The sequence below is a fragment of the uncultured Olsenella sp. genome (assembly GCF_959602185.1).
GTDB lineage: Bacteria > Actinomycetota > Coriobacteriia > Coriobacteriales > Atopobiaceae > Olsenella_I > Olsenella_I phocaeensis.
This window is the reverse complement of sequence record NZ_CAUGRZ010000010.1, coordinates 81,447-105,836: the sequence shown is the minus strand read 5'-3', so window position 1 is coordinate 105,836 and position 24,390 is coordinate 81,447. Positions and strand designations below refer to the sequence as shown.

Below are 24,390 nucleotides of genomic sequence, written 5' to 3'. Positions count from 1 at the left end.
CCACGGGCATCGCCGGGCTCTCCGTCGTGGCGGACTCGCTGAGCGCCATCAAGTATGCCAAGGTGCGCGTGCTGCGCGACCAGACGGGCCTCGTCACCGACTACGAGGTGGAGGGGGACTTCCCCAAGTACGGAAACGACGACGACCGCGTTGACCAGATCGCCCACGACGTGGTCGAGGTGTTCATGAAGTACGTGCGCGAGACCGACACCTACCGCAGGGCCGTCCCCACGACCTCGATCCTCACCATCACCTCCAACGTGGTCTACGGCAGCGCGACGGGCAACACCCCGGACGGACGCAGGGCCGGGCAGCCCTTCGCGCCCGGCGCGAACCCCATGCACCGGAGGGACACCCACGGTGCGGTCGCCTCGCTGGCGTCCGTGGCGAAGCTCCCCTTCCGGGACGCCCAAGACGGCATCTCCAACACCTTCTCCATCGTTCCCGACGCCCTGGGCAAGTGCGGCGGCGTGATGTTCTCGCCCGACGAGCTCGACCTGGGAGACGTGGACATCGCGGGAATCGACTTCTCCAAGGCCGACTTCTCGCTTGAGTCCCACGTCGACTGCGCCTGCGCCGCCGACGCCTCCGCCGGCGAGGGCCAGGCAGACCGTCCGTAGGGCGAGGCGGCGCCGCGAGCCCCAAGCCAACGCACACGACAGACCACGAAGAAAGGACTCCCATGAAGTGCTCGGACATCCCCGAGGAGCAGGTGGACAACCTGGTAGGGCTGCTCGACGGCTACGCGCAGGAGGGCGGTCACCACCTCAACGTGAACGTCTTCACCAAGGAGACCCTCCTCGACGCCCAGGCCCACCCCGAGAGGTACCCACAGCTCACCATCCGCGTCTCGGGCTACGCGGTGAAGTTCAACTCGCTCACCCGCGAACAGCAGGACGACGTGATCGGCCGCACCTTCCACGAGGCGCTCTAGGCCTTGGACGAGGTCGAGAGGACCCTGCTGCCCCAGGCCTCGGACCCGCTCGCCAGCCGCGGGCGGGTCCATTCCGTCGAGAGCATGGGGACGGTGGACGGACCGGGCTGCCGCATGGTCGTCTTCCTCCAGGGCTGCCCCCTGCGCTGCGCCTACTGCCACAACCCCGACAGCTGGGACTACGCGGGCGGGAGCGAGGTCAGCGCGGGCGAGCTCCTCGAGCGCTTCGAGAGGAACCGCCCCTTCTACCGGAGGGGCGGCATGACCGTGAGCGGAGGGGAGCCCCTGGCCCAGCCCCGCTTCGTGGCGGACCTCTTCCGTGCGGCGCACCGGAGCCCCCGTGGCCGCATCCACTGCTGCCTCGACACGTCGGGGGCGACCTTCGACCCCAAGCGTCCCGAGCCCTTCTCGCCCGTGCTCGCCGAGTGCGACCTCGTGCTCCTGGACATCAAGCACAGCGACCCCGCAGGGCATCGCAGGCTCTGCGGCTCGGGGCCCGAGGCGCCCCTCGCGCTCGCCGACGAGCTGGCGCGCAGGCGCATCCCCACGGTGGTGCGGCACGTCGTGGTGCCTGGCATCACCGACGTGGAGGAGGAGCTCAGGGGCCTGGGCAGGCTCCTGGGGAACTGGGACAACGTCGTGGGCCTGGACCTCCTCCCCTACCACACCATGGGGAGGGATAAGTACGGGAGGCTCGGCCTTCCCTACCGCCTCGAGGGCGTGCCGGCAATGGACCCCACGCGTCTGCCCGAGCTCAGGGCGATCGTGATGGAGGCCCGCGCCGCGCGCAGGGCGGAGCGGGTGCGCTAGGTCCGTCGGAGCTCGCTGCGCCACGGAGCATGTGATCCATCGGCGTCCGCGGATCGCTGGGTCTGCCCTTTGCTCGGCGTGCCTGGCCCTCCCCCAAAAAGAAGGGCAGTACAGGACGAATCGCAGCCCCACCGTGCGCGAGGAGCGCCGGCTCCGCCCCGACTGGCACCCCCCCGTCGCGCGAGAGGAACGCAACCCCAGTGCCGCCAGCAGCCCCGCGGCGCCCGATTAGAGCCAGAAGCCGACCCCCACGAGGAGGAACATGACGAGTATCTGGGAGACGAGCACGACGACGGATGACATGCAGACCACAGCCTAGCCACGGGGAAGCAGGACCTCGCAAGGCTAGCACTTGGACGGGGGCGAGGGACGTCGCGCCCTCCCGCCTAGCGCCTGGACTCCCGCATGATCTGCCGCACCAGCCAGAGCCCCAGCACCAGGGCGACCACGTAGCCCACGAAGCCGATGACCGGTATGCCAAAGATGACGGGCTGGATGCGCGCGTAGTACACCACCGAGGACCCTATGAAGAGGCCCGCGATGATGATGCCCATGGTCAGGCGGTCAGCGGCGTGGGCCATGTCGCTGATGGGGTTCTCGGTGCCGGGGAGGTCGAGGTTCATGCGCAGCTGGCCGCGGGTGAGCATCTCCATGGCCGTGTCGGCCTGGGACGCGGCCCTGAGCAGGCCGTGCGAGGCCGAGGCGGACTCCCGGAGATACGAGCGCAGCTCGCCCTTGGCGAGGTCGAGTGGCCTGGTGTGGGCCTTGATGTGGGCCCGCACGATGTCGACCATGCTGGCGTCCGGCAGGAAGCCGTCCACCGTCCCCTCGAGGGTGACGAGGGAGCGCGCGAGCATGGTGACCGTGCCGGGGAGCTCGATGCCGTTCCTGCGCGCCATGCTTATGAGCGAGTTGAGGAAGGCCCCGATGTCCAGCTCCGCGAGGTCCGCCTCGCCGAAGTCCGCGATGATCGAGTCGAGGTCGGCGAGCAGGCTCGCGTGGTCGACGTCCCTCAGGTCCGACACCGAGAAGCGCAGGAGCCCCGCCTTGAGGCCCGCGCTGTCGCGGGCGGCGACGGCAGAGACCATGTCTGCTATGGCGGAGCGGTCGTGGGACGAGAGCCTTCCCATGATGCCCAGGTCGAGGTAGACGATCTTCCCGTCGCGCACCACGAGGTTGCCAGGATGCGGGTCCGCATGGAAGAAGCCGTCGTCGATCATCTGCTGGGTGTAGTTGTCGACCAGCTTGGTGCCTATCTCCTCCAGGTCATAGCCCTGGGCGAGAAGCGCCTCGCGGTCGTCGAAGGGGATGCCCTCGATGTAGTCCATCACCACGACGTGCTCGGTGCAGAGCCTGGGGAAGGGCCGCGGGCAGTCCACGAAGCGGCAGCTCGCGTTGTTCCGGCGGAACTCCTCGAGGCTGTGGGCCTCCACCAGGAAGTCCGTCTCCTCGCGGAAGGACTGCCAGAGCTCGTCCACCACGGATTGCAGGTCGAGGAACTGGTCGTCGCCCATGAGGCCCTGCGCGCGGCGCGCGAGCGAGCGCATGATCGAGATGTCCTGCGCCATGATCTCCTGGACGTGGGGCCGCTGCAGCTTGATGGCCACCGTCTCCCCGCTGACCAGCCGCGCCTTGTGGACCTGCGCCACGGAGGCGGAACCCAGCGGCACGTCGTCTATGGCGTCGAAGATCTCCTCGATGGGGGTCTCGTACTCCGCGCGCAGCGTCTGGAGCACGAGCTCGCGGTCCATGGGCTCCACGTCGGTCCTGAGGCGCGTCAGCTCCTGGCAGAAGCTCTCGGGGAGTATCTCCGACCTCATGGAGAGGATCTGCCCCGCCTTCACGAAGGTGGGGCCCAGCTCCTCGAGGAGCTGCCGGAAGCTGACCGGCGTGAGGCCGTGGAGGATGTCGTAGTGGCTCGCGATGGCCAGAATCTCGCGCAGGCGGGCGGCCTTGCTCAGGCGGGAGATGCGGTACCTCCGGGCGTCGCCGGGAAATCCCCCCAGAAGGCCGATGGTGTCGTCGCGCACGGGAGCCCAGGGTCCCTTTTCGGAGGACCCCCAGCCGTCAAGGGGGCCACGGCCTCCCGTGGCCCCCTTGACCTGCGTGCCTTGGTCCCTCTCGCCCTGAGCCATGGGGGCCTTCCTACTCGGCGTCCTGCGGCTCCCCGCCGGCCTCGGCATCATCCTCGGCGTCGTCCTCGACGACCTCCTCGGACTCGACCTCGACCTCGACGCGCTGGGCGTCGATGTCGTCCGCGACCTCCTGGGCATGCGCCAGCCATGACGCGCGCTCCTCGGGGCTCATGGACCGCAGCTTCGCCCTGAGCAGGGCGTCGGATGTGTCGTTCGACGCCTGGCTCACCTTGTGCTTGAGCTCCTCGTTCAGGGCCTTGCCCTGCTCGACGGTGAGCTCGCCCTTCTTGACCAGGTCCTCGATCATGCCCTGGGACTTCTCGGCCCCCAGGGCGACGGCGCCGACGCCGGCCAGAAACGCCTTGCGAACGACCTCGCCAAAATCGTCGATCCCTGCCATTGCGAACCCCTTTCGGCCGCGGGGCGCCCGTGCGCCCCTCCAACATGCCGCCCTTGTACCCAAGACGTCGACGGGCAAGACGCGTCCCGTCGACGGACGGTCTATCCCAAGAGCAGGCCACACAGCTCCGCCACGCTCCGCGCCACGGCCACGGCACCCGCCCCCTCGAGCTCCTCGACGGTCCCGGTGCCGCCCAGCACCACGCCCACGCAGGGCACGCCGCAGGCGCTGGCGGCCTCCACGTCGTAGTGCCTGTCGCCCACCATGACGGCGTCGGCGGCGGCGAGCCCCATCCTGCCCAGGACGTCCCTCATCGTCTGCGCCTTCGAGATGCCGTGGTCGGCGTCCTTTCCCCCGATGGCGTCGAAGAGGTCGGAGATGCCGTTGTCCGCCACGGCCCTCCTGAGCAGGCGGGTCCTCTTGGACGAGACGATTCCCAGCCTCTTGCCCGCGGCGCGCAGCGACCCGAGGAGCTCGGGGATGCCCCCGAAGACGGGCCAGGCGGCAGGCCCCAGGGACTCGTATATCTCCCGATACCTGCGCGTCACCTCCTCGGCGTCCCCCTCCGAGAGGCCAAAGACCAGGCTGAATGCCTGGGGGAAGGGCGGGCCCACGAGCTCGCCCGCACGTTCGAGCTCACGCTCGGGGATGCCGAAGTCGCGCAGCACCCTGGTGGCCGTCCCCACGATGAGGGGCTTGGAGTCCGCGAGCGTCCCGTCGAAGTCGAAAAGGACACATCCGCGCTCGGCGAGGGTGGCCCCTCCCATGGCGGTCCCCACCGACCTGGCCTCTTGATCCTGCATGGGCGCGTTCCCTTCTCCTCGTGTTCGCCCGTCCATGATAGCGTCTGGGCCGCCCCAACCTGCCCCCTCGCGCCCGCCATCACGCAAGGTTACAAGCTGCCGTCGCCTTGGGCCGCGCGTGGCGCGACATCTGCCGGGCGCGCTACGATGGCTCTGAGTGCGCACGTTGGCGTCCAGGTCTGGAGGACAGATGGCACGCGTCTTCAACTTCTCTGCGGGTCCCGCGGCCCTTCCCGAGCCCGTTCTGCGCGAGTGCGCGGAAGAGATGCTCGACTACCGGGGGTCAGGCATGTCCGTCATGGAGATGAGCCACCGCTCGCCGCTCTACCAGTCCATCATCGACGACGCCGAGGCGACGCTCAGGCGCGTCATGGGCATCCCCGCCAACTACCACGTTCTCTTTCTCCAGGGCGGCGCGACCCTCCAGTTCGCGGGCGTCCCCCTCAACCTCATGCGCCACGGCAGGGCGGGCTACGTGGTGAGCGGCAACTGGTCCCAGAAGGCGTGCCAGGAGGCCCGGAGGTACGGCAGCGCCGAGGTGGTCGCCTCGAGCGAGGGCACCGGCTTCGACCGCGTGCCCGAGTTCCCCTCGGACCTCGACCAGGGCCTCGACTACCTCTACCTCTGCCAGAACGAGACCGTATTCGGCAACATGATGCGCGACTTCCCCGACGCAGGCTCCGTGCCGCTCGTGGCCGACGTCTCGAGCTGCTTCCTCTCGCTCCCCCTGGACGTGAGCCGCTTCGGCCTCGTCTACGCAGGCGCGCAGAAGAACGCCGGCCCCGCGGGCGTCACCGTGGTCATCGTGCGCGACGACCTCGTCCAGGACGGGCCCGCGCTCGGCGTCTGCCCCAGCTACATGGACTTTCGCCTCGAGGCGGAGAGGGGATCCATGCTCAACACGCCAAACTGCTGGGGCATCTACGTGTGCGGCAAGGTCTTCCGCTGGGTCGAGGAGCAGGGCGGGCTCGAGGCCATGGAGGCCCGCAACCTCGCCAAGGTCGGACCACTCTACGACTACCTCGACCACAGCGCGCTCTTCTCGTCCAGCGTCCTTCCCGGGCACCGCTCCATCGCGAACGTCTGCTTCAGGACGGGCGATGAGGCGCTGGACGGGGAGTTCGTGACGGGGGCGACCGAGAGGGGCATCGCGAACCTCAAGGGGCACCGCCTCGCCGGCGGCATGCGCGCGAGCTGCTACAACGCCGTCCCCCAGGAGGCCGTCGACGCGCTCCTCGCGTACATGTCCGACTTCGAGGCGAGGCACCTGCCGCGCACGCGGCCCATCTAGCCGGGACGTGCCCGGCACCTGCGGGGCGTCCCGCGCCCCCACCAAGGAGAAGGTCGCAGACCAAAGGAGAAGGCATGCGCTACGTGAAGGTGATGGACAACATAGCCAAGAGGATCACCCGTGACGGCGAGGCGGAGCTTGGCGAGGGATACCAGAAGACCGACGACATAAGCCAGGCGGACGCGATCCTGGTGCGGGCCAGCGACATCCACGGCATCGACTTCGGCCCCTCCGTGCGCTGCGTCGCGCGCTCGGGCGCCGGCGTGAACAACATCCCGCTCGAGGAGTGCGCCAAGCGCGGCATCGTGGTGTTCAACTCGCCCGGCGGCAACTCCAACGCCGTGAAGGAGCTCGTCGTGGGCATGATCCTGGTCAACTCCCGCGGCACCGCGGGCGGCATCGACTGGGTGCGCAGCAACGCCGGCGATCCGGACATCGTGAGGGCGAGCGAGCGCAGCAAGAAGGCCTTCGTGGGCCACGAGGCCATCGGGCGCAAGGCCGGCGTCGTGGGCCTGGGCGCCGTGGGCTCCAAGGTCGCCAACGCCCTCATCAACCTGGGTCTGGACGTCTACGGCTATGACCCCTACCTCTCCGTCGAGCACGCCTGGCAGCTCTCTCGCGAGGTCAAGCGGGTGGACAGCCTCGAGGAGCTCTGCCAGGGGGCCGACTACGTGACGCTGCACGTCCCCTCGAAGGAGGACACCGTCCATATGCTGGGAGAGGAGCAGGTCTCCCTCATGGCGGACGGCGCGATGCTCCTCAACTACGCCCGCGCGGACATCGTGGACGAGGACGGCGTGGCCAGGTCCCTCGAGTCGGGCAAGCTCGGCTGCTTCGTCTGCGACTTCGCGACCCCCAAGACCACCCGGATGCCCCGCACCCTCATCACGCCCCACATGGGGGCCTGCACCGACGAGGCAGAGGAGAACTGCGCCCGCATGGCCGTGGGCGAGATGAAGGCGTACCTCGAGGACGGCACCATCAGGAACTCCGTCAACTACCCCGACTGCGACATGGGCCCCTGCCAGGGCCAGGGGCGCTTCGCGGCGCTCCACGCCAACGTCCCCAACATGATCGGCCAGCTCACCGCCGCGCTCGCTGGCACGGGCACCAACATCCAGCGCATGAGCAACGCCTCGCAGGGCGCGCACGCGTACACGTTGGTGGACACCGACTCCCCCCTCGACCGCCAGACCTACGACCGCCTGCGCGCCATTCCCGGCGTGTACCGCATCAGGGTGATCAGGCCGGCCCAGGCCTAGCGGCCCACGCGGGCGCCACCTGACGAGCTGCAAGGAGGAATGCAGATGAGAGCCGAGCCCATGAGCTGCCTGCGGCCCACGCCGGAGCGCGCCGCCAGCTTCGCGAGCCTTCCCTACGACGTCTTCGACCGCAGGTCCGCCGCAGCGTACGTCGAGGCGCACCCCGACTCCTTCCTCGCCATCGACAGGCCCGAGACCGCCTTCCCGCCCGACCAGGACATGTACGCCCCCGAGGTCTACGCCAAGGCGGCCGAGCTCCTCAGGGCGCGCGCGCAGGACGGCACGCTCCTGCGCGACGCGACCCCCTGCTACTACGTCTGGCGCCTGGAGCAGGGCGGGCACGCGCAGACCGGCATAGCCTGCGCGTGCGCCGTGGACGAGTACCTCGATGGGACCATCCGCCGGCACGAGGGCACGACCGCCGCCAAGGAGGCGGACCGCATCGAGCACATCCGCGCGACGGGCGCCCAGACGGGGCCGATCTTCCTCTGCTATCGCGACAACTACGCCATCGACGTCCTCGTCCGCGCCGCCACGCAGGCGAGCCCCCTCTACGACTTCACGGACGGAGAGGGCGTCCGCCAGACCATGTGGCGCATCGCGCGGCCCGCTGCCGTGGAGGCCCTGCGCTCCTGCTTCCAGACCGTGCCCTGCGCCTACATCGCCGACGGCCATCACCGCGCCGCCAGCGCCGTCCATCTGAGCCTCGAGCGCAGGCGCGCCGACGGGCGCCCCGAGGGTGCCTGCGCCAAGGGCGACGAGAGGCCCTACGACCTCTTCCTCTCGGTGCTCTTCCCCGCGAGCCAGCTCAGGGTGCTTCCCTACGACCGCGTCCTGTTCGACACCGCCGGACTCACGCCGGAGGACCTCCTCCGGGGCCTCGACCAGGCCGGCTTCGACCTCATGGGAGAGGGCCCCTCCTTCGCGGTCCCGGGCGCGCGGCACGAGTTCGGCCTCTTCGTGGGAGGCTCCTGGCACGGCCTCAGGCTCAGGGACCCCGAGACGCTCCCGGAGGGTGACCCCGTGGCGCGGCTCGACGCCGGCATACTCCAGGACCGCGTCCTGGGGCCGCTCCTGGGCATCGACGACCCGCGCACGAGCGAACGCATCCGCTTCGTCGGCGGGGTCGAGGGGACGGGCAGGCTCGAGGAGCTCGCCGGCGCGGGTGGGGCGGCCTTCTCGCTCTTCCCCACCTCGGTGGGCGAGCTCATGGCCGTGAGCGACGCGGGACGCCTCATGCCCCCCAAGTCGACCTGGTTCGAGCCCAAGCTCAGGAGCGGGCTCCTCATCCGCCGGATCTAGCCTCCGGCCAGAGCCGCCGCCCCGTATGCACCCTATGCAATCGCCCCAAAACGACCGAATCCGGGGAGGGGCGCGGGCTCTGCGTGTTAGATTGATTGAACATGTAGGGCACCAACGCAGCAGAACGGAAGCGGTCCCATGAGCAGCACTCCCCACCCCCGCAAGGGAACCACCCGCAGGGACGCGGACTCCCTCGCCCGCGGCAGCCAGGCCCACGCCCAGCAGCGTCATCATACGAGCCACGACGGCGAGCACCACCGGCAGCCCACGGCGACCTCCACCGGAGCGAGCCACTACATCCCCACCGCCACCTACGGGAGCGCCCACCGCAGCTCCCGGCCCCTTGCCGGCCCCAGGGACACGGCCGCCCCCGGCGGTCCCAACCTCACCCGCCGCAACGCCATCGCGCTCGCCGTCGTGGCCGCGCTGGGAGGAGGCGGCGTCTGGTTCGCCACCAGCAGGCCCGTCCAGGTCAAGGTGAACGGGCAGGGACTGAAGGTCACGAGGGGGGCTACCCTCGAGCAGGTGAGGGACGCCGCGTCCCTCTCGCCCAACGCCGGAAACCTCGTCTCGGTCTCGGGCAAGGTGCTCGAGCAGGGCAAGGGCTTCGCCCTCTCCGCCCGCGTGAACGGCGCGGACCTCGACCAGGACCAGATCGGCTCATACCGCGCCAAGGCGGGCGACGACATCCAGATCGGCGACGGAGCCGACCGCAGCGAGGAGTACAGCGCCACGACCAGGGAGGTCCAGCCCAAGCTGCTCATGCAGGGCGGCTACGGCGCCGTTGCCTACGTGTCGCAGTGGGGCAGGCCCGGCAGGGTCGAGACCCGCACCGGCACCACCTCGGGAGAGACCGCAGACACCACCGTGGACGAGGTCCAGGACTGCGTCATCATGCTCCACAACGTGAAGCCCGACAACGACCAGAAGCTCGTCGCCCTCACCTTCGACGACGGTCCCAGCGAGTACACCCAGCGCTACCTGGACATCCTCAACCAATACGGCGCCAGGGCGACCTTCTTCAACCTGGGCAGCCAGGTGGCGGCGTACCCCGACCTGTCGAAGGCGGTCGTCGCCCAGGGGAGCCAGGTGGCGTCGCACTCCTACACCCACCCGGAGCTCCCGACCCTGGACGAGGCGACGCTCCGGGACGAGCTCAAGAGGACCTTCGACGCCATCCGGGATACCGACGGCGTGGGCACCACCGTGATTCGCCCGCCCTACGGCGCCTTCAAGGAGTCCACCTGGCTCAAGTCCGGCGGACTGCTCTCGTGCTCGGTCATCTGGAACCAGGACTCCGAGGACTGGCGCAGGCCCGGCGCGGACAAGATCGCGGCAAACGCCCTGAACGGCATCGCGCCGGGCTCGATCATCCTCATGCACGACGGCGGCGGCAACCGCGACCAGGACGTCGAGGCGCTCCCCACCATCATCAGCAGCCTTCAGGGGCAGGGCTACACCCTCGTCACCATCAACGAGCTCCTGGCCTCCGACAGCTCCATCCCCGACGACATCAAGTCCGGCAACGCCACCCTCCCCGAGGGCTGCGTCTGGCCGACCGAGCTGGGAGACGCCTAGGCCTGGCACCCCTGCCAGCCCCTGACGTGACCTTGTTGCGAATTGCCGAGCTGGTCCCCTTCCCTGGGTATAAACCGGGGGAGGGGACCCGTCGTTTGGAGAACCATGCAGGGACGTCACCACAACATGTCCGCCCGAGGGCTGCTCCTGGCCATCCCCGCCAGCGCGCTCGCAGGCTGCCTCGCCTACGCGGGACATCAGGCGCTTGCCATGCAGAGCCTCGCCTGGGGTCTGGTCGCGACCAGCGCCGCGGCGGCGGGGCTGGGGCTCGGCCTCTTCGCCTACGCGGCACGAAGGCACGAGCCGCCTGCCACGTCCCCACGGACGGGCGGGCTCGGGACGGGCGAGCAGGCGGAGGGCGGGGACCCCGTCATGACCGCAGTCGTCAGCGCTCCCGAGGTCGGCGGCGAGGTCGCGATCGAGGCCGCGGCTCCCGCCTGGGAGCAGGCGATGGCCCGAAGCGACGCCGCGAAAGCCCCGGAGGAGGGTCGTTCGGGCGACGCGCGCGGCGGGGAGCCTGGCAGCGGAGACGCCCTGCGCTCCGAGCTCGACTACCCCTCGCTCGCGCGGGCCCTCGCGTCCACGACCGACCCCCTCGGCCTCCTCAAGGCCCTGGTGGGCGACATACGCACGCGCCAGGCACGAGTCGAGGGGAGGGGCGACGAGACGCCCCTCCCCGACGGAGGCGACCCCGAGGCCCCCGGCGCCCTCGACCCCCTCGCCTTCCGCACGACACGCGTGCGGGAGGACGGGCAGGTCGTGGCACGTCCCTCGGGCCTCGAGCTCTACCTGGCACGCAGGCTCGAGGAGGCGGGGCTCTTCTCCAAGGACATCCGCCTCCCACAGGTGGACGTCGCGGTGCTCTCGTCCACCCAGGGCATCTACCTGCGCATCCTAGAGCCGGAGCTTCCCTATCTGGCAAAGCTCCGCGTGCTTGCCATCGAGGCGGCGCTCAACTCAGTCCGCTATGCGGCCAGCTACTTCGACGAGCCGGGCAGCGTGAGCGTCGAGGACTGCTACAAGCTCGACCGCGAGCTGGCGAGCTCCATCTGCGCCCAGATGCCGCCCCTCGACCAGCCCGTGCCCCTCCAGGAGGGCGAGCTCCCCGACGGCGAGTGGACGGTGCGCAGGGCCATCTCCTCGGCGATCGAGAACCTCCAGCTCCCCTACCGGCTCGAGGCGGACTTCCGCTGCAACGTCTCCGACGGCAACGTCGCCATCCAGGTCGAGCTCACGCCGGAGTCGGTGTTCCCCTCGTCCATGTTCGTGAGCGGGCTCGGCGTCGTCCCCAGCACCCGCCAGATGCGCCGTCAGGCGGCCTCTGACTATGCCAGGCGCCTTGCCATCCTCCTCGCCGCGGCGGCCTTCCGGAGCTCGTCCAAGGTCCTCCACGTCTGGTTCGCCGGCGTGGTCAACGGCGCGAGCACGCATCGCTGCTACATCTCGGTCGACTTCGACCGCTGGCGCTTCGCGCGGCTCGACCTCGAGCGCCTGGACGACCTCGAGCGCAGCTTCCGTCCCTTCGTCCCCGTCATGCGCGTGGAGGACGGCGTCCTCCGTCCCGTGCGGCAGGGGTTCAGCCTCGCCGAGGGGCGCTTCTGCCCTCCCATGCGACACCTCCCGCCTTCGCTCAGCACCCGCAGGCTCAGCAAGCCCGTGGCCCGCGCCTTGGGCTGCGAGCGCGTCTACGGGCTCTCCATCGAGGAGGGGGACAAGCGCAACGTCCTGGCCTTCGACATCATGAGGAGGCTGGTCCCCGCCTCCCAGGACGGCTCGGTCGAGAAGAACGTCAAGACCATCCTCGAGCTGGCAGGCGACGACCCCGACCCGTTGGTGAGGTCCGCGGCGGAGCGCTGTGTCACCAAGCTGGTGGACGGCTCGCTCGAGGAGGACGCCATCAGCGTGGGCGACGAGTTCCTGAACGGGGACGCGCTCACCAGGGCGTCGGCCAAGGGCCAGGAGCTCATGGCGGAGGGCCGCTTCGACGAGGCGCGGGCCCTCTGCGAGGCGGCGTTGGCCCCCGTCGACGCGGCCGGCAGCTACGAGGACGCGGACAGGGTCGTCTGGCGCTACTTCGCCAACTTCGTCGACCGCACGCTCTACAACCGGCTCTACGGCAGGGACGGCGTCTCGCTCATGCTCGTGCCCGACGCCTACTTCGAGTGCCACGCGCTCCTCGCGGGCTGCCACATCGCCGCGGGCAGGGGCGAGGACGCGCTGCGCGAGGCGAGACGGATGGTGGAGCTCGCCCCCCTGGACCGCTCCGCCCAGCTCGCCCTGGCACGCGCGACCCTCGAGGCCCAGGGGCCCGAGGCGGCCGAGAGGGTCCTCAAGGAGGGGCTCGCGCTCGCGCACGACCCGGAGGGCATCGCGGGGTCGTACCTCTCGCTTGCCTGGCTGCTGGGCCAGAGGGGGGAGCACGCCCTCGCCGGGGCCTGCGTGAGGCACCTGCTAAGGCTCCTCCCCCGCCTCGACCTCTCGAGGCTCGCCCAGGCGCAGGGCATGGGGCTTCAGAGCCTGGCGCTCGTCGGCCTGGGGGGACAGTTCCAGGCGGGCGACCCCGAGGCGCTCCTCGAGGAGAACGACATCCCCCTCGCGCCCACCCCAGAGATGAGCAAGGCGTTCCAGGACTGCGCCCGCGCGTCCGTGGACGCGGAGGTCTTCCCCGTGGCGCGTAGCTTCGTGAGCATCCTCAACCGCTTCGACCCGAGCGACGTGCTGACGGGCATCCTGCGCTCCCTGGAGGACGCTCCCGACGCATAGCCGAGTCCCTTCCCCGAGCGTATCCGTCGACGCAAGCCCCCGCCCATCCCAAGGGGTGGGCGGGGGCTTCGAGGCCATGCCAAGGGGCCTGCTGCTCGTTGGGCTCCGAAGTGGAGAGCCTAGCGGACGGGGCGCGCCTCCTTGAAGCCATGCTGGCAATAGTGGCGGTAGTACTGGGAGAGGTCGTTGCCAAAGGCCCGGTCGAGGTCGGGATTGGCGGCACGGTAGGCCCTCACGTCGAAGTTGCGGCTCGACCTTTTCCCCTCCCTCATGCCGAACTCCGCGAAGTGGGCGAGCGCCGCCTCGGGGCTCCCGCCGAAGGCAGCCCTCAGGTCGGGGTTGGACGCCAGGTAGTACTCGCAGTCGAAGACCATGCCGTAGTCGAAGCCCTGGTACACGAACGGCGCGTTGGGCGAGCCGGCATGGGAGATGCCATCACGCAGCCAGTCATTCCTGTTCCTGACCCAGGTCGTCAGGTAGTCGACGTTCCCGGCCCAGCTGTCGAAGGGCCTCACCGTGTTATCGAAGTGCGTGATGCCGAAGACGGTCTCGTTCATCCGCTCTGAGGCGGCAAGCTCGCCGCGATAGAAGGCGATGGAGCGCAACTGCCCTTCCCCACCCCGGGCGGAGCCGCCACCCAGCAGGACCTTGTCGACCAGCGGGGAGAGCTGGCCCCCATAGACCTCCCCCATGCGCTTCCGCACGGCCGCGATCCTGGGCACCCAGGCCCCGTTGACCAGGCTGAAGCCCTCATAACGCGAGAACTCCGAGTCATAGTGGTCGGTGCGGGTGCCGCCGCAGGAGTCGAAGTCCCAGACGGGGGCCCAGACGAAGGTCTTGCTCCCGGCGTCGAGATAGCAGTAGGTCGACGTCCCAAATGCGTCGACGTTCTTGAGGAGCTCGTTCAGCAGGTAGGTCTTGGCGAGGGAGTCGAGGTCGAAGGAGTAGCCGTCACTCAGGTTGAAGCGCCCCTTGTCGGCGTTTGCCATGGCCTCGCGCATGGCGGCTGCCACGTGGAGCACCGCCTTCTCCGAGGCCACCTCGGGGTTCTTCAGCACGAAGTGGCCATGCTGGGTCGAGAACCAGCTCTTCTCGCCCTTGTGCCAGGCGTCGTCCAGCTCGAGCAGGTAGCCGCCGCTCAGGTCCTTGGGGTCGCGCACCCCCGGTACGCAGGAATACTCGAGGCCGCCTGCGCCCTTGCGTATGGCGGCAGGGAGGGAGTCGAGGTCAACGCCCTCGTTTGCCTTCTTGTAGTCGTCCTCGAGCTTGTGGATGTCCACGCGGCCGGACCCGACGTCGACCTTCTCGGTGAGGAGGTAGCTGCCGCGGTACTCGCCGTCGTAGTACAGGTCCACCGGGGCGCACTCCACGCCCAGCATGCCCAGCTCACGGGCAAGGTCGTAGGCTATGCTGCTGCGCATGAGCGTGGGGTCGGCGGCGTTTGCGAGGAGCACCCACTTCTTGGACTGGTTCTCCTTGTTGCCCGTCGCGAGCAGGTCCGCCTTCTTGCTGAGCGAGACCTGGTACGGCTTCTTGTTGCCGATGCCCCAGGTCGAGTTGCCCCTGCCCTTCACGGTCGAGAGCTTGCCCTTTGACGCGTCGTCCCTCTCGTATATCACGCCACCACGGGCGTCGACCGCGCTCACGACCACCTTCGCCTTGCGCTCGTGCCTGGGGTCGGCCTCGACGTAGGCACGGCCCCTCGCCTTCGCGTCCTCGCTCGACAGGTAGATGGTCTCAATCCTGGCGGAGCGCATGATCGTCAGACTCTGGGGGCTCAGCCTGGGCGCCATCCTGAGCGAGAGGGACAGGTCCCCCTGGCCGTTGGCGCTTCCCAGCCTCCTCAGCGCCGCGAGAGTGAGGGGGCCATCGACCCTCGACTCCCTCCCGCCCTGCTGGACGTAGGGATGCAGCAGGTCTCCCGCCCAGTCCGTGAAGCGCACGACGGTCTCGTCCGTCGCGTGCGAGGGAAGGAAGAGGTAGCTCCCGCCGTCCAACTGGGTGGAGCGGACCTCATGGCTGCCCCCCTCGCTGCCGACCGACGCCGCGGCGCAGGTGGCCGCCCCATACCAGGCGACCCCCTCGCCATTCCATCCCACGGAGGTCAGGTGGGAGTCCTCGTTCCTGGAAACCGTGAAGTTGTGCGCGCCCACCTTCGCGTTGGGGTTGTACTCGCGCAGGAGGGGAACGCCGCCCTTCCCTGCCGAATGCCAGCCCACGCCCTCGTAGCGCCAGCCCACGTGCACGAGCGTCCTGCGCTCCTCGTCGCTCAGGGTGTAGTGGTGGTCGCCGGCGTTGGGGTTGTAGAGCCTGAACACGTCGAGGCCCGTCCTGGGCGCGATCCAGCCGACGCCCTCGTAGCGCCAGCCCACGTGCACGAGGTTGTCGCGCTCCTTGGGCGAGGTGGTGTAGAAGTGCTCGCCGCTGTTTGGGTTGTAGAGGCGGTGCACGTCGTCGTAGGAAAGGGTCGACTCCTTCCCCTCGGCCAGAGCCTGCTTGGCGGAGGGCTGCGCGACGGGCGCGGTCGGCGCCTTCTTCGCCGACTTCGCCGTGGCCGTTGCCCGCGACGTCGCCTTGGCCTTGCCGGAGTTCGTGGCAGGGGCGGCGAGCTCACTCGCCATCAGGACGGGCTCCTTGGCCTCCATCGGCTCGGGGGCAGCGGAGGGCCGCGTCTCCACGACGCCCCCCTCGGGAGCTGTCGCCGCCTCGCCCTCGGCCACTTCGGGGGCAGTGCCTTCGGTTGCGTGGCCTTCCCCCTCGTCGGAGGCTGCGGGGGCTTCTTTCTCGTCGGAGGCTGCGGGGGCTTCCTCCTGGACGGGCGCCACGTGGACCACGGCATCCTCCGCCGTGCCCGGCGCACCCGCCCCATCCCATGCCTTCGCGTCCCCCTGGGGGGAAGCGACCGGCTCCTCAGGCCCGTCGGGCCGGCCAAGCTCGTCCGGAATCGTTGCGCCCCCTTCCTCGTCCGACGTCGTGGGGGCGAAAGCCGTGACCTCGCCGAGGCCTCCCGAGGCCGGTGACGTCGCCGGCTCGACGGCACACGCGAGGGACGTGGGCAGCAGCGCCGCCGCAAGGATCGCACCAGAGATGCAGGCAAGCCCCTGAGCACCCTTTAAGCGCATGTGAGGACCCTTTCGATCAAAAAATTTTCCACACCTCTCCTAGTATAGGCCGTGGCATGGAAATGACAGGAACCATTCAGCCAAACGGCGCGGCCGAAGCAGGACGATTCCCACCCCGGCCGCGCACGCGTGAGGCCACGTCTTGGCCGCGCCTCTAGAACTCGAGCTCCATGAGCCTGGCGATGCTCACGATGTAGATCTCGAGAGCGCGCTTGAACTGCGCCTCCTCGAAGCCCTCGTCGGCGCTGTGCTCGGCCCCGACCCAGTAGGGCATGGGGAAGTGCGGGTCGTTGGGACCAAAGGCGCCGCCGGCCTTGAAGTGGCGCGCGTAGGTCCCGCCTCCGATGGTGTAGGGCTGGTCGTTGCGACCCGTGTACTCGTTGTAGGTGCGCACCAGGGTCTGGATGCCCTCGGCGGCGGGGTCGGTGTAGAAGGGCACCATGTCGAGATCGACGGTCAGGCTGCAGTGGTGTGCCTCGCAGAGGGCGCCCACCTCAGCCGTGATCTTGTCGGAGGTGATGGACTTGGGATAGCGGGAGTCGATGGTCTGCTCGAAGACGCCGTCCTTGGTGCGGATGGTGCCACCGATGCAGGTGAGGGGGTCGAAGAGGTCGTCCGTCGCGGCGATGTTCAGGGTCGAGCCGTCCGTGGAGCCAAAGACGAGGCGCTCGAGCTCGAGGAACTCGCGCTCGCCCTCGCCGCAGAGCCCGTTCTGGAGCAGGTAGTCGACGATGAGGCCTATCGCGTTGATGGAGCCCTCGGGAGTCGAGGCGTGCGCGCCGATGCCGTGGGCCACGATTCGCGCGAGGCCCTCCCCCGCCTCCTCGACGTCGATGCGCTCCGCCGCGGGAAGGCTCGCCGCACTGGCGCGCACGACGGCCGCGGCCTCGCCGGCGACGGCGTTGCCCACCGTCCCGCCGTCGAAGTCCACGATCACGTCAGAGACCCTGCCCGAGCGGATGGTGGCGGAGTAGCCACCCTTCTCGCCGCAGATCAGCGGGAAGTCCGCGTCGGGCGTGAAGAGGAACTCGGGCTGCTCGAAGTTCTCGATGTACCACTCGACGTCGCGCATGTCGGTCTCCTCGTTGTTGCCGAGGATGCAGCGCAGGGTGTAGGGCAGCCTCCTGCCCGTGGCGGCCACCTTGTCGACGAAGTACTTGGCCGCATAGAGCGAGAGGATCGTGGGGCCCTTGTCGTCGAGGACGCCGCGACCGATGAGGAAGCCGTCCTTGCGGGTGACCTTGAAGGGGTCGTAGTGCCAGCCGGTCCCCTCGGGGACGATGTCGGTGTGGCCGATGGTCGCGATTTGCTTGGGCGAGTCCCCCTCGAGGTCCGCATAGCCGATCCGGCCCTCGCAGTCGTGGGCGTCAAGGCCCAGGCGAGAGGCGATCCGGAGCGCCTCGCTCAGCGCTTCGTAGGGTGCGGGACCATAGGGCATGCCGGGCCTCGCGTTGCCCATGTCCTCGACGGACCTGATGGCCACGAGGGACTCGATGTCCTTGACGACGTCCTCCCAGACGTCCTCGACGTACTGGTGGACCTCCTGCTTCAGCTCTTCGTCGCCCATCCTGTCTCCTTTCGCATAGAGACGCCTCGTTATTGCAAACGCTGCAAGGGTAGCATTGACGGCCGGCATGTCCTGGCGACCTCGCGCGCGGTACGGCAAGCGGGGGCCATTGCGCCCGTCGGCGCGACCCCTTGGCGAAGCTGCCGCTACAATGGGTCGCACGCCCACGCGGCAGGACGTCGCGCAAGAATCCGAGAGGAGCCCCATGGCACCGCAGGAACTCTGGCCTCCCCGCTTCTCCGTGGCGATATTCGACTTTGACGGGACCCTAAGCGACACGGCAGGCATCTGGCGACAGGTCGACGAGGTCTTCCTGAGCTCGCGCGGGCTTCCCTACGAGGAGGACTACCCCCAGGCCATGAACGCGCTGGGGTTTGCGGCGGGGGCAGCCTACACCATCCAGCGCTTCGGCCTGGAAGAGACGGTGGAGGACATCTGCGACGAGTGGAACCGCCTGGGCCGGGCGCTCTACGAGACGCAGGCGAGCCTGAGGCCCGGCGCCCTGCGCTACCTGCGGGAGCTGAGGTCCCGGGGGATTCCCCTGGGACTCGCCACGACCAACGACCCCGAGGTGCTCCTGAGCATGCAGAGGGTCGACCTCCGGTCCCTCTTCGACGTGCTGGTCACGAACCGCGAGGTCGAGGCGCCCAAGAGTGAGCCCGACATCTACCTCGCCTGCGCGGACGAGCTCGGCGGGGAGCCGCGGGAGACCATCGTCTTCGAGGACATCGTGCCCGGCACGCGCGCCGCGCGCGAGGCGGGCTTCCTCACCTGCGGGGTGCGCTGCGACGACCCGACCCAGGAGGTCGAGGCGCTCAGGGAGTCTGCGGAGCTCTGGCTGGACGACTGGCGCGACATCGAGCTGTAGGCGACCCGCACGCACACCCAGGCGCACGGGCGGGTCGCAATGAGGCAGGCTCGTCCGGGAATGCCGGCTTCGGCTAGTCGAGCTGCATGAGTCTCCAGATGGCAAGGACGTAGACCTTGAGCGCACGGCGCAGGCTCTCTTCGCTCACGCCCTCGTTGGCCCCGTGCTCGGGTCCCACCCAGTCGGGGACCTCCTCCTTGGGCTCGTGGGGACCGAAGGCGCAGGCCCTCTCGAAGAGGCGCGCGTAGGTGCCTCCCCCGATCACGAATGCCTCGCTCCTGCCGCCCGCGTAGTCGTCGTAGCTCCTGAGGAGGCACTGGACCTCGGGGCTCTGGGGGTCGATGTAGAAGGGCACCTTGTCCTGGTCGACGGCGAAGCTGGCGCCATGGGCTTCGGCGAGGGCACCCAGGCGCTCGCGGATGGCATCGCCGTCGATGCTCGTGGGATACCGGCTGTCCACGGTCTGGACGAGACGGCCACCCACCGTGCGCACGGTCCCGCCGATGGCGGTGAGGGGGCCGAACTTCTCGTCCGAGGTCTTGATGCCCAGCGCGGCGCCATCGTGCCCCGAGGCGCAGAGGGCGTGCTGGAGCTCGAGGAAGCCCCTCTCGCCCGCGCTGCAGATTCCGTTGTCGAGCAGGTAGTCCACGAGCAGACCGATGGCGTTGAGCGTCCCCTCGGGAAGCGACGCGTGCCCTCCCCTGCCCGTGGCGACGATGCGGACGAGGCCCGAGGGCTCCTCCCTGAGCTCGATGCCCTCGGCCGCCGGAAAGGCGGGGGCGTCGGCACGCACGAGCGCCTCGGCGCGACCGGGAATGGCGTTGGCGACGGTGCCGCCATCCATCCAGGCGATGCGGCTCTCCCCCTCGCCCCCAAAGGCCTCCGCGGAGGTGAAGTGGCCATGGAAGACGCCCTTCTCGCCGCAGATCAGGGGGAAGTCGGCATCCGGCGAGAAGCAGAAGTCGGGCCCGTCGTAGTGGGCGAGATACCACTTGAGGTCGCCCATCGTGGTCTCCTCTGCGTTGCCCACGATGCAGCGAAGGGTGCGAGGCAGCCTCTTGCCCGTGCGGTCGGCAAGGCGCTTGAAGAAGTGCGCGGCATAGAGCGAGAGGACCAGGGGGCCCTTGTCGTCGAGGACGCCACGGCCGATGAGGTAGCCATCCCTTCGGGTCACGTCGAAGGGGTCGACGGTCCAGCCCAGACCTTCGGGCACGACGTCGGTGTGCGCGATGGTGGCGATCTGTCGCCTCGAGTCGCCCGGCAAGTCCGCATAACCGATGTAGCCCTCGCGCTCGTGGGCCTCCAAGCCCAGGCGCTCGGCGATCTTGAGGCCCTGCACCAGGGCGTCGTGGCTGGCCGGTCCCCAGGGCATGCCTGGCGCGGCCGCCTCGAGGTCCTCGACGGAGCGAATCCTCACGAGCGAGCGGATGTCCTCGACGGCATCCTCCCAGACCTCGTCCACATATGCGTCGAGCCGTCCCTTGAGCTCCTCTTCGGTCATGCGTCCTCCAAAGTCGACGTTTGCTCAGCGACCTGAGTCTACCCTCTGGCAAGCGACGCGTGGCACGCCGCGCCAGTCGTCAGCCGCACAAGGGCCAAGGTCCAATTCTGGACAAGGAACGGGGACATGGCATTGCACGCCCTCCGTTGGCCGCGTGCGACGATACAACCCCGGCACGGGCTCGTCTAGACTGTTTGGGACCGTAGACTTCGAACGGAGAGCCCCACATGCCCAAGGCGTCCATAGCCATACCCTGCTACAACGCGGTGCGGCACATCGAGCAGACGGTGGCCTCCGCGCTGGCCCAGACCATGGGGGACTTCGAGCTCGTCCTGGTCAACGACGGCTCCACCGACGGCACCCTCGAGCTGCTCGAGCGCCTCGCCTCCACCGACCCGCGCATCCGCGTCATAGACCAGCCCAACGGCGGCGAGGGCGTGGCCCGCGACGCCGGTCGCGCCGCCTGCAGGGGAGAATGGCTCTACTTCCTCGACTCGGACGACCTCATGGAGCCCACCCTCCTCGAGGAGGCCATCGCCCGCGGGGAGGAGACCGGCGCAGACCTGGTCGTCTTCCGAACGCAGGAGCTCGACGACCAGACAGGCGAGCTCAGGTACTTCCACTGGTGCTTCGACGTCGACTGGATAGGCGCGGACGTGTTCGACCCGCACGAGCACCCCCAGCGCATACTCAACTCCTTCCAGAACTGGGTGCACAACAAGCTCTGGCGCGCGAGCTTCGTGCAAGGGCGCGGGCTCCGCTTCCAGCACGTCCACCGCACGGCCGACCTGCTCTTCACCTGCAGGGCCCTGACCGAGGCGCACCGGATAGCGCTCCTTGACCGCCCCCTCCACCGCTACCGGGTGAACAACCCCGGAAGCGCCCTCTTCACGAGCGACTCGTACCCCCTCGACTTCTACGACGCCTTCGTCGAACTCAGGGACCAGATTGACGGGGAGGGTACCTGGGAGCTGTACGGACAGTCCTTCGTGAACTGGGTCACGGAGGGCGTCGCGATGAACCTCCAGCGCGCACGCTCCCTCGAGGGCTTCTCCGCGATCTACCAGAAGATGCACGACGAGGGCTTGCGCGAGCTGCGCTTCAACCAGCTGGCACGCGAGGACGCCATCAACCCCGACCGCTGGGACCGCTGCGAGGCGATTCTCGAACTGCCCCTGGACGAGCTCCTCTTCCGCTACTTCGCCCTCGAGAAGGAGGAGGTCCGGCGCTCGCAGACCGACCTCTCGTTCGCCAGGCTGGGCCTTGATGCCCTGGCGGGCGAGCTGGAGTGCGTGACCGGGTCGGCCTCCTTCAAGATAGGCAGGGCGATCACCTCTCCCCTGCGAGTGTTCAGGGATGTCACGGGCGGGGCGGGGCGCTAGGCGCGCCCGGGCGGGGCGGCAACCTCGGGGCGGCACCCTATGCTTCGTCGTGCCTCAGCTGGAAGTAGTCGCTGAAGCTGTCCAGGTTGGGGTCGACGGCAGGGTCTCCCTTCGCGAAGAAGCCAGGGTGCTTCCGTACGACGAGGGCCTTCTCGCTTAGGTAGCGCTGACGCATGCCCACATCCACGGACTCGCGTCCGCGTGACGAGAACTCCCGGTGGCGCAGGCAGGCATACGGCGTGTACGCGACCACGTAGCCCGCCTCGCGCGCCCGCAGGCAGAAGTCGCCGTCGTTGAAGCCTACCGCCAGCTCCTCGTCGTAACCCCCCAGCTCGTCGAAGACCTCGCGCCTCACCGCCTGGCAGGCGCCCGTCACCATGGAGAAGTCGCCGGGCAGGCCGGCGGAGTAGCCGTATCCCAGCGCGTCGGCCGCCAGGTTCTGGTTGACGTGGGCGAAGTCGCAGTTGGCATTGGCCACCATGCCCGCATGCTGCACGAGGTCGTCCTCGTAGAGGAGCTTGGCCCCCACGACTCCCACCTCGGGCCTCCTGAGCTCCCCCACCAGCTCCGACATCCAGGAGGGGTCGATGACCTCCGTGTCGTTGTTGAGGAAGAGGAGCACGTCTCCCAGGGCGTGCGAGGCCCCCAGGTTGACGATGGCGGAGTAGTTGAACTCGCCCTCGTGGCGCGGCTGCCAGCTCACGACGCGCACGCGCGGGTCCTGCCGAAGGCTCTCGTAGAGGTCGAACGTCTCCTGGTCGCAACTCCCGTTCTCCACCACCACCAGCTCGAGGCGCGGGTAGTCTGTGCGGTCGAGCAGGCTCCTGGCACAGCGTCCCAGAAGCCCCGCGTGGTCGCGGTTGGGCACGATGACGCTCACCAGGGGCGGCTCCTCGCCCAGGTCGTAGCGGACGCGATAGGTGTAGGGCAGGGGCCCGTCGCCCACGCTCGCGACGAGACCGCGGCGGGCAAGGTGACGCTCGAGCGCGATCCTGCCTGCCACGTGGGCGTAGGGCTTCTGGTCGCCACCTCCCGCCGTGGAGCCCCCGTGCTCCCTCCAGTGGTAGAGCACCCGCGGGACCCGCACGACGTCTCGCGCGACCTCGAAGGCCTTGAGGGTGAGGTCGAAGTCCTGCGCGCCCGCCACGTCCGCGCCAGAGCGCTCCGTGAGGTCGAGGACCCTCCTGCTCACCATGAGGAGGTGCGTCACGTAGTTGTGGCCGTGCAACTTGGTCAGGCTGGGAGGAGACTTGAAGGCAGGCCCGTGCAGGTGCCCGTCCCTGAGCCTGTCCTCGTCGCAATAGAGGAGGTCGACCTCGGGGTTGCTGGCGACCTCCTGGGCATAGCACCAGAGGCAGTCTCCCTCCAGCACGTCGTCATGGTCCATGAAGCCGACGTAGTCGCCCGTTGCGGCAGCTATACCTGCATTCGTGTTCTCCGCGATCGAGCGGTTCTCCACCTCCACGACCTTTATGCGGGGGTCGTCGATCGCACCCAGGACCTGGTCGACGGAGTCGCAGGGCCCGCTGGCGTTGACCAGCACGAGCTCCCAGTTGGGATATGACTGCGCGAGGACCGAGCCCACGGCCTCGCTCAGGAAGCTGGCAGGCGTCCTGTACACGGGCATCACGAGCGAGACGAGCGGCGCGTCCGGGCCAAGGGAGTCCCTCCAGTCCCGGCGCTGGCGGCCAAGCTCTGCGTCGGTCGCGCGGTGGGCCTCGAACCAGCGCTCGTAGGCGGGATCGGCGTACGCCGCGCCCAGGCGCTCGTTCGTCCTGGCCCAGTGGGAGGTGGCGACGTTGGGGTGCATGCCCGCGAAGCAGCTCCTCTCCCCCACGCGGACGACCACGCAGAAGTGGTCGAGGTTGCGGGGAAGCTCCAGGGAGAAGCTCATGACGCGGCGGGAACCCACCGCATCCCTCACCAGCTGGTCCTCGAGCAGGTGCCATCTGGCATGCACCTGCCGAGAGGCGTCGGACGAGAGGACCTCGAGCTCGGGCCCGCTCGCACCCTCCTCGGGGAAGGTCGCGCCCAGCCGCCACACGGCGACGTCATCCCCCTTGGGCCAGACCTCCCTGACGCTGAGGGAGGCGGTCGCCCCCGAAGCCCTGCGCTCGATCCCGCGAATGGCCGACGCCACCTGGGGATGGCGCAGGGTGAGGAGACGGGACTGCAGCTTGGAGCCGCGAGCGGAGAACCTCAGGCGGCCCTTCTCCCCAGAGGGAGACTCGAGCGCAATGTCGCAGTCCGTGGAGAGGAGGGGGAGCACTACGACCCATACGCAGCCTGCGGCGGCATGGTGGCAGAGCGTCTCGCGCACGCCCGGTCCGACGGGAAGGCAACGAGAGGGGACCTCGTCACCAGCATGGGTGGATACCCTGGCCTCCAGCATCCCGGCCGGACGGTCGAGGAGGACGCAGGCGTAGCCCACGCCCAGACCCCTGCACATCGCAACACATCTCACGCTTCGCTCCCAGTCTGCCGTCGCCGCTCAAGAAGAAGTATATCCGCCCCAAGCGAGGTGTCCCCCTCCCGGCAGAGGTCGGAGGTCGGAGCTCGGGCGGGCAGAGGCCGGCGGCGTCCGACGCGTCTCTCGATGTAACGACTACGTCCGACGCGCCTCTCGGCGTAGCGACGGCGTCCGACGCGCCTCTCGGCGTGACGACGGCGTC

The 24,390-nt window shown here is 69.1% G+C and carries 17 protein-coding genes; 10 read left to right on the top strand and 7 right to left on the bottom strand.

Annotated features, from left to right (window positions below):
- The 3 genes from Q5923_RS07875 to pflA all read left to right on the top strand — a co-directional run.
- Positions 1-620: pyruvate formate lyase family protein (locus Q5923_RS07875; RefSeq protein WP_303133297.1), on the top strand; the 620-nt coding region annotated here is incomplete at its 5' end.
- A gap of 62 nt (positions 621-682) precedes the next feature.
- Positions 683-934, top strand: a complete 252-nt coding sequence (gene grcA3 / locus Q5923_RS07870) for an autonomous glycyl radical cofactor GrcA3 (protein ID WP_009279036.1) — start codon at positions 683-685, stop codon at positions 932-934.
- A gap of 3 nt (positions 935-937) precedes the next feature.
- Positions 938-1,744 (top strand): pyruvate formate-lyase-activating protein, encoded by an 807-nt coding sequence (gene pflA / locus Q5923_RS07865; protein WP_303133295.1) that lies wholly within the window; start codon positions 938-940, stop codon positions 1,742-1,744.
- Positions 1,745-2,130: 386 nt separating this feature from the next.
- Here pflA and Q5923_RS07860 read toward each other — a convergent pair whose 3' ends face one another.
- From Q5923_RS07860 to Q5923_RS07850, 3 genes are all read right to left on the bottom strand, one after another.
- Positions 2,131-3,879: an AarF/ABC1/UbiB kinase family protein gene (locus Q5923_RS07860; RefSeq protein WP_303133293.1), complete on the bottom strand. Its 1,749-nt coding sequence runs from the start codon at positions 3,877-3,879 to the stop codon at positions 2,131-2,133.
- 10 nt (positions 3,880-3,889) lie between these two features.
- Positions 3,890-4,279, bottom strand: coding sequence for a phasin family protein (locus Q5923_RS07855; protein ID WP_072499504.1), 390 nt, complete (start codon positions 4,277-4,279; stop codon positions 3,890-3,892).
- 101 nt (positions 4,280-4,380) lie between these two features.
- Positions 4,381-5,082 carry an HAD family hydrolase gene (locus Q5923_RS07850; protein WP_303133291.1) on the bottom strand — a complete coding sequence of 234 codons (702 nt, stop codon included), beginning with the start codon at positions 5,080-5,082 and terminating at the stop codon, positions 4,381-4,383.
- Positions 5,083-5,272: 190 nt separating this feature from the next.
- Here Q5923_RS07850 and serC point away from each other — a divergent pair, with 190 nt between their 5' ends.
- From serC to Q5923_RS07825, 5 genes are all read left to right on the top strand, one after another.
- Positions 5,273-6,373: a 3-phosphoserine/phosphohydroxythreonine transaminase gene (serC, locus tag Q5923_RS07845; protein ID WP_303133289.1), complete on the top strand. Its 1,101-nt coding sequence runs from the start codon at positions 5,273-5,275 to the stop codon at positions 6,371-6,373.
- 74 nt (positions 6,374-6,447) lie between these two features.
- Positions 6,448-7,635, top strand: a complete 1,188-nt coding sequence (locus Q5923_RS07840) for a 3-phosphoglycerate dehydrogenase family protein (RefSeq protein ID WP_303133287.1) — start codon at positions 6,448-6,450, stop codon at positions 7,633-7,635.
- A gap of 45 nt (positions 7,636-7,680) precedes the next feature.
- On the top strand, positions 7,681-8,937 hold the full coding sequence (locus tag Q5923_RS07835; protein WP_303133285.1) for a DUF1015 domain-containing protein: 1,257 nt from the start codon (positions 7,681-7,683) through the stop codon (positions 8,935-8,937).
- Between the two features lie 138 nt (positions 8,938-9,075).
- Positions 9,076-10,515 (top strand): polysaccharide deacetylase family protein, encoded by a 1,440-nt coding sequence (locus Q5923_RS07830; RefSeq protein WP_303133283.1) that lies wholly within the window; start codon positions 9,076-9,078, stop codon positions 10,513-10,515.
- A gap of 105 nt (positions 10,516-10,620) precedes the next feature.
- Entirely contained in the window at positions 10,621-13,278 is a 2,658-nt protein-coding gene (locus Q5923_RS07825; RefSeq protein ID WP_303133282.1) for a tetratricopeptide repeat protein, read from the top strand.
- Positions 13,279-13,397: 119 nt separating this feature from the next.
- Here Q5923_RS07825 and Q5923_RS07820 read toward each other — a convergent pair whose 3' ends face one another.
- Together Q5923_RS07820 and Q5923_RS07815 are read right to left on the bottom strand one after the other, a co-directional pair.
- A complete protein-coding gene (locus Q5923_RS07820) occupies positions 13,398-16,400 on the bottom strand; it encodes a CotH kinase family protein (RefSeq protein ID WP_303133280.1) in 3,003 nt (1,000 codons plus the stop codon).
- Positions 16,401-16,554: 154 nt separating this feature from the next.
- A complete protein-coding gene (locus Q5923_RS07815) occupies positions 16,555-17,967 on the bottom strand; it encodes a Sapep family Mn(2+)-dependent dipeptidase (RefSeq protein ID WP_303133278.1) in 1,413 nt (470 codons plus the stop codon).
- Positions 17,968-18,172: 205 nt separating this feature from the next.
- Between Q5923_RS07815 and Q5923_RS07810 the strand changes: the two genes are divergently transcribed.
- Positions 18,173-18,835, top strand: coding sequence for an HAD family phosphatase (locus tag Q5923_RS07810; RefSeq protein WP_303133276.1), 663 nt, complete (start codon positions 18,173-18,175; stop codon positions 18,833-18,835).
- A gap of 73 nt (positions 18,836-18,908) precedes the next feature.
- On the opposite strand, the gene Q5923_RS07805 is transcribed toward Q5923_RS07810, so the two are convergent.
- Positions 18,909-20,336 carry a Sapep family Mn(2+)-dependent dipeptidase gene (locus tag Q5923_RS07805; protein WP_303133274.1) on the bottom strand — a complete coding sequence of 476 codons (1,428 nt, stop codon included), beginning with the start codon at positions 20,334-20,336 and terminating at the stop codon, positions 18,909-18,911.
- Between the two features lie 227 nt (positions 20,337-20,563).
- Here Q5923_RS07805 and Q5923_RS07800 point away from each other — a divergent pair, with 227 nt between their 5' ends.
- Positions 20,564-21,718 carry a glycosyltransferase gene (locus tag Q5923_RS07800; protein ID WP_303133272.1) on the top strand — a complete coding sequence of 385 codons (1,155 nt, stop codon included), beginning with the start codon at positions 20,564-20,566 and terminating at the stop codon, positions 21,716-21,718.
- Between the two features lie 37 nt (positions 21,719-21,755).
- Here the strand turns inward: Q5923_RS07800 and Q5923_RS07795 are convergent, their stop codons facing one another.
- Positions 21,756-24,182, bottom strand: a complete 2,427-nt coding sequence (locus tag Q5923_RS07795; protein ID WP_303133270.1) for a glycosyltransferase family 2 protein — start codon at positions 24,180-24,182, stop codon at positions 21,756-21,758.
- Positions 24,183-24,390 lie beyond the last annotated feature (208 nt).

What these genes read in the sequence shown, in the direction of transcription:
- grcA3 (WP_009279036.1), top strand. Translation starts at nt 683, where the DNA reads ATGAAGTGCTCGGACATCCCCGAGGAGCAGGTGGACAACCTGGTAGGG.
- Q5923_RS07860 (WP_303133293.1), bottom strand. Translation starts at nt 3,879, where the DNA reads ATGGCTCAGGGCGAGAGGGACCAAGGCACGCAGGTCAAGGGGGCCACG.
- Q5923_RS07855 (WP_072499504.1), bottom strand. Translation starts at nt 4,279, where the DNA reads ATGGCAGGGATCGACGATTTTGGCGAGGTCGTTCGCAAGGCGTTTCTG.
- Q5923_RS07850 (WP_303133291.1), bottom strand. Translation starts at nt 5,082, where the DNA reads ATGCAGGATCAAGAGGCCAGGTCGGTGGGGACCGCCATGGGAGGGGCC.
- serC (WP_303133289.1), top strand. Translation starts at nt 5,273, where the DNA reads ATGGCACGCGTCTTCAACTTCTCTGCGGGTCCCGCGGCCCTTCCCGAG.
- Q5923_RS07840 (WP_303133287.1), top strand. Translation starts at nt 6,448, where the DNA reads ATGCGCTACGTGAAGGTGATGGACAACATAGCCAAGAGGATCACCCGT.
- Q5923_RS07835 (WP_303133285.1), top strand. Translation starts at nt 7,681, where the DNA reads ATGAGAGCCGAGCCCATGAGCTGCCTGCGGCCCACGCCGGAGCGCGCC.
- Q5923_RS07830 (WP_303133283.1), top strand. Translation starts at nt 9,076, where the DNA reads ATGAGCAGCACTCCCCACCCCCGCAAGGGAACCACCCGCAGGGACGCG.
- Q5923_RS07825 (WP_303133282.1), top strand. Translation starts at nt 10,621, where the DNA reads ATGCAGGGACGTCACCACAACATGTCCGCCCGAGGGCTGCTCCTGGCC.
- Q5923_RS07820 (WP_303133280.1), bottom strand. Translation starts at nt 16,400, where the DNA reads ATGCGCTTAAAGGGTGCTCAGGGGCTTGCCTGCATCTCTGGTGCGATC.
- Q5923_RS07815 (WP_303133278.1), bottom strand. Translation starts at nt 17,967, where the DNA reads ATGGGCGACGAAGAGCTGAAGCAGGAGGTCCACCAGTACGTCGAGGAC.
- Q5923_RS07810 (WP_303133276.1), top strand. Translation starts at nt 18,173, where the DNA reads ATGGCACCGCAGGAACTCTGGCCTCCCCGCTTCTCCGTGGCGATATTC.
- Q5923_RS07805 (WP_303133274.1), bottom strand. Translation starts at nt 20,336, where the DNA reads ATGACCGAAGAGGAGCTCAAGGGACGGCTCGACGCATATGTGGACGAG.
- Q5923_RS07800 (WP_303133272.1), top strand. Translation starts at nt 20,564, where the DNA reads ATGCCCAAGGCGTCCATAGCCATACCCTGCTACAACGCGGTGCGGCAC.